This window comes from Myroides phaeus (assembly GCF_900099675.1).
In the GTDB taxonomy this organism is placed as follows: Bacteria; Bacteroidota; Bacteroidia; order Flavobacteriales; family Flavobacteriaceae; genus Flavobacterium; species Flavobacterium phaeum.
In genome coordinates this window covers 54,183-62,762 of record NZ_FNDQ01000017.1, presented here as the reverse complement: position 1 = coordinate 62,762, position 8,580 = coordinate 54,183, and the positions used below count along the sequence as shown (strand labels likewise).

Sequence of the window (8,580 nt, the reverse complement as noted above, 5' to 3'; positions counted from 1 at the left end):
TGTTTTATTTTTCTTTAAATGTACACCCCGATTGTCTTCTAAACCTTTAAATCCTTTGCTTTTAAATTTTCTTATCCATTGGAATAAGACAGAAGGATTTGAGATTCTATATCTAACACAGGTATCTGTCAAAGATAAATCACTATTTTGATGTTCCTGAATAATATGAATTTTTTCTTCTATAGTGAATTTGTTTTTGGAGATTCCATGTAATCCTTGTTCTCCATAAACTTCATATAGTTTAAGCCAAAAATAAAGGTTAAACTCACTGATTTTTTCTGATCGAGAAAGTCCCCTCATACTGTCTTTACCTTCCAAAATAATAGTTACTATACGTAACTTAAATTCAAAATTGTATTTCTGTTTTCTACTCATAAAAAATGCCCCAAAAAGTGTCTAACTTTTTGGGGCATGTCTAGTTTTTGACGTAATAACCCTTTTTACTATTGACCGATCACTATTCGAATATAGGAGTGTGGTATAAGAAAAGTTTGATTGTTTAAACTTCTTTATTTTGTTTTTTGCGCACCAAATACCAAGCGTATAAAGTGATGCAAGGAATGATAATCCAAAAGATATCAATGATAAGAATATCGTAATACTGATTTTTCCAATTTGTCCAAAACCAAGTACCTGTTACAATTCCGTTTGTAATTGGAATTAGTAAACCGATTGCACTTCCTGCCAGTAAGCAATCTCTATTTGTTTTATACAAGCTTTTTCTTGCAGCTAATACAATTGTCAAAGCAAGCCAAGTATAGAAATAAAACGAATAGATAAAGGTTTGTCCTCCTGTTGGGTTTAGCTTAACTGCAATGAACGCTAAAGCTGTTACCGGATACATAGACAAGCAAATCGACAAGTATATATTGGTTAACCAGAAATTGAACTTGCGCTTTTTCTCAGGCACATTCTTTTTATCTCTGGCTACTAACCATATTAAAACCCCTGAGATAATCACAAAACAACCTGCCATTCCGATTAAAAAGTAAATAATGCGAGTTGCATATCCTCCGAATGATCCAAAGTGTAACACATACATTAAGTTTGAAACTACTTCACTATAAGTAGAACTGTCGTTTGGGTTCGCTTTTTCGTCTATTTCACCAGTTGCAATCGTGTAAATGATTTCCCCTTTACTGTTGAATTGTTTATGTTCTGAAACTTTTCCGAGTATTTTGACCTGCATATTTTGGTCGCCATAATTACTAACTTCAACAAAGGTGATGATTCCATCTTCCCATTTGTTTAATGTTTGTTGCACATAGCTATTGATATCAACTTGTTGATTGTTTGGTGTATTGGTAAAGGGTATTTCTGTTTTTGGTCCTTTTTTACCACCTACTTCTGCTTGTAATTTTTTAATGTCTCCTCCATATCCCAAAGAGGCAATTGCATTAGCAAAAAAGTAAGAGGTTAGAAAGAAATAAGAACCAGAAATAGCAAAAATGAATAAGAAAGGCGAAGTTAAAACTCCTAAAGCGGTGTGTAAATCTGTCCAAACCGTTTTTAGTTTTTCCCAAGGTCTAAAAATAAAGAAGTTAGATACTATTTTTTGCCAATGTATTAATACCCCTGTGATTAAAGCAAATAAGAATATAAAAGCAACAATTCCCGCGATTAAGTAACCAGGAGGAATACTCATATCTACTAAGCTGTTTACCGGAGCTAAGAAGTGCAAGCGATATAAAAACTCACCCAGAGAGTATTGTTCTGCATAGCTTTTACTTTCATTTGTATAAGTGTCATACATTACAAAGCCACGTTCGCCTGCTTTAGGATTAAGGGTGTCTTTTGAGGGGGAAACTACAAGGCCGATTATGCGACTTTTATCTCCAATTCGAAAGCTGACGTTTCTTCCGTACAAACCATATTGGTTGTTTACAGAGTCGGCAATAGCGTTATAATTAAGTGTGTTTGATGTGAATGTTCCTTTTGGCGTATTGTTTTGCCAATTGTTTATTTCGTTTTTAAAGAAGGCAAAAGAACCTGCAAAGAAGAAAACGAAAAGTACTGCAGTAATAATAATTCCACTTATAGTATGTAAGTGAAAGTACTTATTGTAGTTTCTAATATTCATAAAAAATGTGGCGTGATTGTCTTATATATTGATAGGTTGTATTAAATAAGGCAGGTAGAAAAGAATAGCAAGACCGCTATACAATGCCCAAATTTTATAACCACTTTTTGCTATAAAAGCAAGTATAAATAGTGTTGCCCATAATACAAAACCAGTTATGAACATAGTAGTGTATATAGGTTTAGCATCAAAAAAATACATGAAAAACATATGAAAAGTAACTGTTAGAAAGAACCCTCCAATACAACCTGCTGTAAACTTTAAAAATCGTTGCCAAGCTGAAGTTTCTAAATGTTTTTTGTTTGCTGGCATAATTTTAGAAGAGTATAAATTCAAATAATAAACAAACACCAATTAAGCTTAGTACTTGCGTGTATTTCATTGAAATGGTAGGGTAGATAGCTACAACGGCAGAACCGATAAACATTAGATATAATATAAATGTAAGAGATCCTACGCCAATACCTTCGTAAGCGACTTCTGTTAATAGTGTAATAACTAATAATGAATAGGCAATACGCTTAGATAAGGTTTTGTTTTCTCTTAGCCAATCTGTAAACGGACAACGTTTGTTGAACTTAACTTTTTTAGAGCTGTTGTACAGCATAAAAAAACTTAATGCTGCTATTCCGAACAATAGTGTATACATCATTATTTAGATTAATTAAAAACAAAGGTAGCCCTATTTTTTAAATCTTGGTAGTTTTTTGCGAAAAAAATCTAATAATAGTAAGATTTGACAAAGATATTAGGATATTTTTTGGGAGAGATAAGATGCGTTTTTTAACTTTTTGTTAGCGAAAAATATCCTATTTGGTGTATTGTTTTTTTTCTATTGTAATATATATTTGTGTACTTTTTATTTGTTAATGTATGGGTGATTTTGAAGTAAATCCATTTTATGAGTTAATTATAGACGATTTAGTAAATCGTAAATACTCAGTAATTGATTGTTTTTTCTCTGAAGAGGAGATCAATCTACTTAGGGCAAATTTGTTTTTGAAACAAGATTTGGAAAATTTCAAAAAAGCAGCAATTGGGCAGGCTTCAGAAGAGCAAATAGTAGAAGAAATCCGCGGAGACTCTATTTTGTGGCTTGATGAAAAGAAGCCTGATGAAGTTGAGAAGATGTATTTTGATAAGGTTAATAACTTTATTGAATATATTAATCGCACGTGCTACTTGGGAATTCAAGAAGGGGAGTTTCACTACGCTTGTTACCCAAAAGGAACATTTTATAAAAGACATTTAGATGTTTTTCACTCTGATACGCGTAGAACCCTTTCGGTGGTGTTGTATTTGAATGAGCAAGACTGGACTCCTGCGAATGGAGGAGAGTTGGCTTTGTATCTTCAAAATGAAGATGGAACAGAAAGAGAAGAGATTGTTCAGCCTTTACCAGGGCGTTTGGTTGTGTTTGATAGTAAGTATATTGAACACGAAGTTAAGATGGTAAATTATCCGAGATATAGTATCACAGGATGGTTAAAAACGAGATAAAAGAATTAAAGCTGCCTCTTTTTACAGAGACAGCTTTTTTTCTAAGTGATACTTTTAGTTTTACAACGGAATCTTATTGTAAATCACTTAAATCAAATATAACTCTTGAAGAGCTCTATTGAGATTTGATTTGTGGAGATTTTAAAATGTTTTTATGGGAACGACAATTAGCCTGACTAAGCTATTTGTATTTTTAATCCTTCCACCTTTGTCTAACAACTTTGACAGCTCATACCTATTATTTGCTATATTATTTGCCGTTTATTAACTTGTTAGCTTATTTTTGTAATACAAAGATAGAGTAAGCCTAATGTGTTTATGTTATACTAATCGTGGGATTGTTTACACTAATCGTGGTTTTTTATCTTTTTTATCTTTCTTAATAATATAAATTATGTTTGATTTTAGATTAAAAGTTTTTTACACAGTTGCCAAAAGGGGAAGTTTTACAAAAGCTGCTAAGGAATTATTGATTTCTCAACCTGCTGTAACGAAACATATTCAAGAAATTGAGTCGTCTTATCAGACAAAATTGTTCTTAAGAGATGGTATGAAAATTAGTCTGACTGAGGCTGGACAATTATTATTTGGTTATGCGGAAGAAATATTCTCTATTTATAGAAACTTAGAGTTTGATATTCACGCTTTGAATGCTAAAATGGATGGGAGTTTATGTGTTGGTGCAAGTACAACAGTTTCTCAATATGTATTACCTCCTTTATTGGCTGAGTTTCGAAAAAAGGTAAATGATTTACATCTTGATTTATTTTCTGATAACACGACAGCTATTGAAAACCTTTTGTTGAGTAAGAGTATTGACGTGGGAATTGTAGAGGGTTTTTCTAAAAATCCGCAAATAAAATATATTGACTTCATTAAAGATGAAATTGTCTTGGTGTGTGGTAGCGCTAACCCTTTGGCAAAAAGGGGAGCTATTAAAGCGGAAGAGTTAAAAGATTTGACGTTTTTATTGCGCGAAACAGGTTCGGGTACATTAGATGTGGTGGGGGCTCAGTTAAAGGAAGTGGGAATTAACATCAACGATTTGAATAATGAGATGAACTTTTCAAGCACGGAGAGTATTAAAATGTATTTAATGCATTCTAACAGTGTTGCTTTTTTATCTATACACGCAATTTTGAAGGAGTTGCGTTATAATGAGTTAACGGTTATTGATGTAGAGGGACTGGAAATAACGCGTAATTTCTCTGTTATACAGCGCCAAGGGCAGGAGAGTGCTTTAGTGGAATTGTTTACGCGATTTGTTACAACGCATAACGTGAAGTTATAGCCTATAACTATTATGTATTTTCTTTTGGTTGCTGTACAGCCGACCTTTGTGGCTGTAAAACAACGAAACAAATGTCTTTAAGTACAAATACATCACTGAGCAAAGTAATTTTAATAGGATTAGCTATTTTAAGTTTATTTCCTTTTGTAAATTCTGCTACAGCTTTAATTTTAGGGATTGTATACGCCCAAATTTTTGAAAATCCGTATGCTAAACAAACTAAAAAGACAACGGGACTCCTATTAAAGGTAGCTGTTGTAGGTCTTGGGTTTGGAATGAATATCTACAGTGCATTATCAGCAGGTAAGGATGGGTTTATTCTAACTGTTTTTTCTATTTTCTTAACGTTAGGTCTTGGGTTTATTCTTGGAAAGGCTTTTAAAATTGACAAGAAGATTTCTTATTTAATTTCTTCAGGTACTGCTATTTGTGGAGGAAGTGCTATTGCGGCTGTTTCTCCTGTGATTAAAGCAGATGAAAAACAGATATCTGTTGCTTTGGGAATTGTTTTTATCTTAAACTCTATTGCCTTGCTTATTTTTCCACCGATAGGTCACTATCTTGGAATGAGTCAGATTGACTTTGGATTGTGGTCTGCGATTGCTATTCACGATACGAGTTCGGTTGTAGGAGCTGCTGCTAAGTATGGTGATGAAGCGTTAGAAGTAGCTACTACGGTTAAGTTAGCTCGTGCTTTATGGGTGATTCCGGTTGCTTTCTTGTCAACTGTACTTTTCAAAAATAAAGGAGGAAAAGTGAAGTTGCCTTATTTTATAGGTTTCTTCGTTTTAGCGATGTTAGCTAACTCTTATATTCCTTTTGTACAGCAAATAGGACCTTATATTGTAGAGGTTTCTAAAGCAGCATTAACATTGACTTTATTTCTAATTGGTACTTCTTTGTCTTATCGCACTGTAAAGTCGGTGGGAATGAAACCTTTATTAGAAGGAGTAGGGCTGTGGGTATTTATATCAATTACCTCTTTATTGTATATACTTTATATAAACTAAGTATTTGGTTTATTACTTTTAATTATAAGAAAGCACTTGTTACACTCTAACAGGTGCTTTTTGTTTTGAATAATGTGTGATGCGTGAAACGTGAAACGTGAAAGGTGATGCGTGAAGTGTGATGAATGATGAGTGAAAGGTGATGCGTGATGATTGAAGTGTGATAAGTGATGCGTATCTCTAAATAGGGTTGGTATAGGTACAAAAAAATAGGATACTTTGCAGTATCCCATTTTTCCGGTTTATTCATCATACTTGGATTACTCCAAGATTAAAGGGCTTTTCTATTGGAGCGTGATTAGCTGCTTCAATACCCATTGAGATCCACGTTCTTGTATCCAGTGGATCAATTATAGCGTCTGTCCACAATCTCGCTGCCGCATAATACGGAGAAACTTGATTATCGTATTTCGCTTTAATTTTGTCAAATAATTCTTGTTCTTTTTCCGGAGTTAACTCTTCGCCTTTTGCTTTTAATGAAGAAGCTTCAATTTGCAATAATACTTTAGCTGCTTGTGAGCCACCCATTACAGCTAATTCAGCACTTGGCCAAGCAAAGATTAAGCGTGGGTCATAAGCTTTACCACACATAGCGTAGTTTCCAGCTCCGTATGAGTTTCCTACGACTACTGTAAACTTAGGAACTACAGAGTTAGCAACGGCATTTACCATTTTAGCTCCGTCTTTAATAATTCCACCGTGTTCAGATTTAGAACCTACCATAAATCCAGTAACGTCTTGTAAGAATACAAGCGGAATTTTCTTTTGGTTACAGTTCGCGATAAAGCGAGTAGCCTTGTCTGCTGAGTCAGAATAAATTACTCCACCAAACTGCATTTCTCCTTTTGTCGTTTTCACTACTTTACGTTGGTTAGCAACAATACCCACTGCCCAACCGTCAATGCGAGCATATCCAGTAATGATCGTTTGTCCGTAACCTTCTTTGTATTGTTCAAACTCAGAATCGTCAACTAATCGTTTGATGATTTCAAGCATATCGTACTGTTCCGTACGTGCTTTAGGTAAGATACCATAGATGTCTTTAGGATCTAAAGCCGGTTTCTTAGGCTTAATTCTGCTATATCCTGCTTTTTCAAAATCGCCAATTTTATCAACGATGTTTTTGATTTTATCCAGAGCGTCTTTATCATCAGCTGCTTTATAATCTGTAACACCAGATATTTCACAGTGCGTAGTAGCCCCACCTAATGTTTCGTTGTCAATATTTTCTCCGATTGCAGCTTTCACTAAATAGCTACCTGCTAAAAAGATACTTCCTGTTTTATCAACGATTAAGGCCTCGTCACTCATAATAGGAAGGTAAGCACCACCGGCAACACAACTACCCATTACAGCGGCAATTTGAGTAATCCCCATACTGCTCATAATAGCGTTGTTTCTAAATATGCGTCCGAAGTGTTCTTTATCAGGGAAAATTTCATCTTGTAGTGGTAAATAAACCCCTGCACTATCTACTAAATAGATGATTGGAAGTTTATTTTCGATGGCAATTTCTTGTGCTCTTAAGTTTTTCTTACCTGTAATTGGAAACCAAGCCCCTGCTTTTACAGTTGCGTCATTGGCAACAACGATACATTGTTTACCTTTAATATATCCAATTTTTACAACTACACCACCAGACGGACATCCACCGTGTTCTTGGTACATATCCTCACCTACGAAAGCTCCGATTTCAATACTTGAGGCTTTGTCATCTAAAAGATAATCAATGCGCTCTCTTGCAGTTAACTTTCCTTGTTCGTGTAGTTTGGCAATTCTTTTGTCACCACCGCCTTTTTTTACTTTGACTAATTTGCGTTTCAAATCAGACAATAAAAGCTTGTTGTGGTCTTCGTTTTTATTGAAGTTTATATCCATAGTTTGATCGGTTATTTCTACGCTTTTCTTTCACTTTCGCTAAAATACAAAATTATAGTTCATATAAAACATTAGGTATGATTTTTGGTCTTGACAAAAAAATAACGTCAAGGATACAGCTATAATAGTATAAATAATGTACTTTTGTCTCCGTTTTTTTATCATTATATATAATGTCGCTAAATAGTATTTTTCAGTTTTTGGTGCCAAAGGATAAAGTATTTTATCCTTTATTCGAAAAGGCATCTATTAAGATTAAGTCACTTTCACAAACATTGCACGAGGCAGTAAATGCTCCTGCAAAAGAAAGAGAGAAATTATTAAAAGATGTAGAGGTTATCAAACAAGACATCGAAGCAATTGCTCAAACGACGAGAATTGAATTAGGTAAAAATTTTATTACTCCTTTTGATAGAGAGGATATTCACAACCTAATTACAGCAGTTGACGCTGTAGCCGATCATTTATCAGATGCTGCTTCTCGTATGAGATTGTATCAAATTGATAAAATTACAAAACCATTAAGAAAGCTTACAGAAGCTAACTTAGAAGCTTGTAGTGAGGTATCTCGTGGTCTTTTAGAGTTAAAAGATATGAAGAACTTACCGGCATTGGCTGAGGTTTGTAAGAACATTTCTCGTTTAGAACGTAAAGCTGATAAGGTATTTGATAAAGCAGTAGCTGATATCTTTGAAAATGAAAGTAATGCAATAGAAATTATTAAGTATAAAGAAGTTATGTCTGCGTTAGAGACTGCTACAGATAGCTGTAGAGACGTTGCTAACGTGTTAGAGACTATCACGGTAAAATATTCTTAATTA

At 34.1% G+C, this 8,580-nt stretch carries 9 protein-coding genes; 4 read left to right on the top strand and 5 right to left on the bottom strand.

Annotated features, from left to right (window positions below):
- From BLT46_RS09625 to BLT46_RS09610, 4 genes are all read right to left on the bottom strand, one after another.
- Window positions 1-375, bottom strand: a 375-nt coding sequence (locus BLT46_RS09625; RefSeq protein WP_143021890.1) for a transposase, incomplete at its 3' end; no start/stop codon positions are given.
- Between the two features lie 124 nt (window positions 376-499).
- On the bottom strand, window positions 500-2,080 hold the full coding sequence (locus BLT46_RS09620) for a PepSY-associated TM helix domain-containing protein (RefSeq protein WP_090409654.1): 1,581 nt from the start codon (window positions 2,078-2,080) through the stop codon (window positions 500-502).
- A 21-nt stretch (window positions 2,081-2,101) separates the two neighbouring features.
- Window positions 2,102-2,392, bottom strand: coding sequence for a hypothetical protein (locus tag BLT46_RS09615; RefSeq protein ID WP_090409652.1), 291 nt, complete (start codon window positions 2,390-2,392; stop codon window positions 2,102-2,104).
- 4 nt (window positions 2,393-2,396) lie between these two features.
- Window positions 2,397-2,732, bottom strand: coding sequence for a hypothetical protein (locus BLT46_RS09610; RefSeq protein WP_245722974.1), 336 nt, complete (start codon window positions 2,730-2,732; stop codon window positions 2,397-2,399).
- A gap of 221 nt (window positions 2,733-2,953) precedes the next feature.
- On the opposite strand from BLT46_RS09610, the gene BLT46_RS09605 reads away from it, so the two are divergent.
- From BLT46_RS09605 to BLT46_RS09595, 3 genes are all read left to right on the top strand, one after another.
- Window positions 2,954-3,580 carry a 2OG-Fe(II) oxygenase gene (locus BLT46_RS09605; protein ID WP_090409650.1) on the top strand — a complete coding sequence of 209 codons (627 nt, stop codon included), beginning with the start codon at window positions 2,954-2,956 and terminating at the stop codon, window positions 3,578-3,580.
- 394 nt (window positions 3,581-3,974) lie between these two features.
- Window positions 3,975-4,871: a LysR family transcriptional regulator gene (locus BLT46_RS09600; RefSeq protein WP_090409648.1), complete on the top strand. Its 897-nt coding sequence runs from the start codon at window positions 3,975-3,977 to the stop codon at window positions 4,869-4,871.
- A 71-nt stretch (window positions 4,872-4,942) separates the two neighbouring features.
- Window positions 4,943-5,881 (top strand): YeiH family protein, encoded by a 939-nt coding sequence (locus BLT46_RS09595; protein WP_090409646.1) that lies wholly within the window; start codon window positions 4,943-4,945, stop codon window positions 5,879-5,881.
- A 249-nt stretch (window positions 5,882-6,130) separates the two neighbouring features.
- On the opposite strand, the gene BLT46_RS09590 is transcribed toward BLT46_RS09595, so the two are convergent.
- Entirely contained in the window at window positions 6,131-7,759 is a 1,629-nt protein-coding gene (locus BLT46_RS09590; protein ID WP_090409644.1) for an acyl-CoA carboxylase subunit beta, read from the bottom strand.
- 173 nt (window positions 7,760-7,932) lie between these two features.
- Here BLT46_RS09590 and BLT46_RS09585 point away from each other — a divergent pair, with 173 nt between their 5' ends.
- Window positions 7,933-8,577 (top strand): DUF47 domain-containing protein, encoded by a 645-nt coding sequence (locus BLT46_RS09585; RefSeq protein WP_090409640.1) that lies wholly within the window; start codon window positions 7,933-7,935, stop codon window positions 8,575-8,577.
- Window positions 8,578-8,580: the final 3 nt, after the last annotated feature.

Bases quoted from the DNA above. Each gene is read 5' to 3' on its own strand.
- BLT46_RS09620 (WP_090409654.1), bottom strand. From the start codon at position 2,080: ATGAATATTAGAAACTACAATAAGTACTTTCACTTACATACTATAAGT.
- BLT46_RS09615 (WP_090409652.1), bottom strand. From the start codon at position 2,392: ATGCCAGCAAACAAAAAACATTTAGAAACTTCAGCTTGGCAACGATTT.
- BLT46_RS09610 (WP_245722974.1), bottom strand. From the start codon at position 2,732: ATGATGTATACACTATTGTTCGGAATAGCAGCATTAAGTTTTTTTATG.
- BLT46_RS09605 (WP_090409650.1), top strand. From the start codon at position 2,954: ATGGGTGATTTTGAAGTAAATCCATTTTATGAGTTAATTATAGACGAT.
- BLT46_RS09600 (WP_090409648.1), top strand. From the start codon at position 3,975: ATGTTTGATTTTAGATTAAAAGTTTTTTACACAGTTGCCAAAAGGGGA.
- BLT46_RS09595 (WP_090409646.1), top strand. From the start codon at position 4,943: ATGTCTTTAAGTACAAATACATCACTGAGCAAAGTAATTTTAATAGGA.
- BLT46_RS09590 (WP_090409644.1), bottom strand. From the start codon at position 7,759: ATGGATATAAACTTCAATAAAAACGAAGACCACAACAAGCTTTTATTG.
- BLT46_RS09585 (WP_090409640.1), top strand. From the start codon at position 7,933: ATGTCGCTAAATAGTATTTTTCAGTTTTTGGTGCCAAAGGATAAAGTA.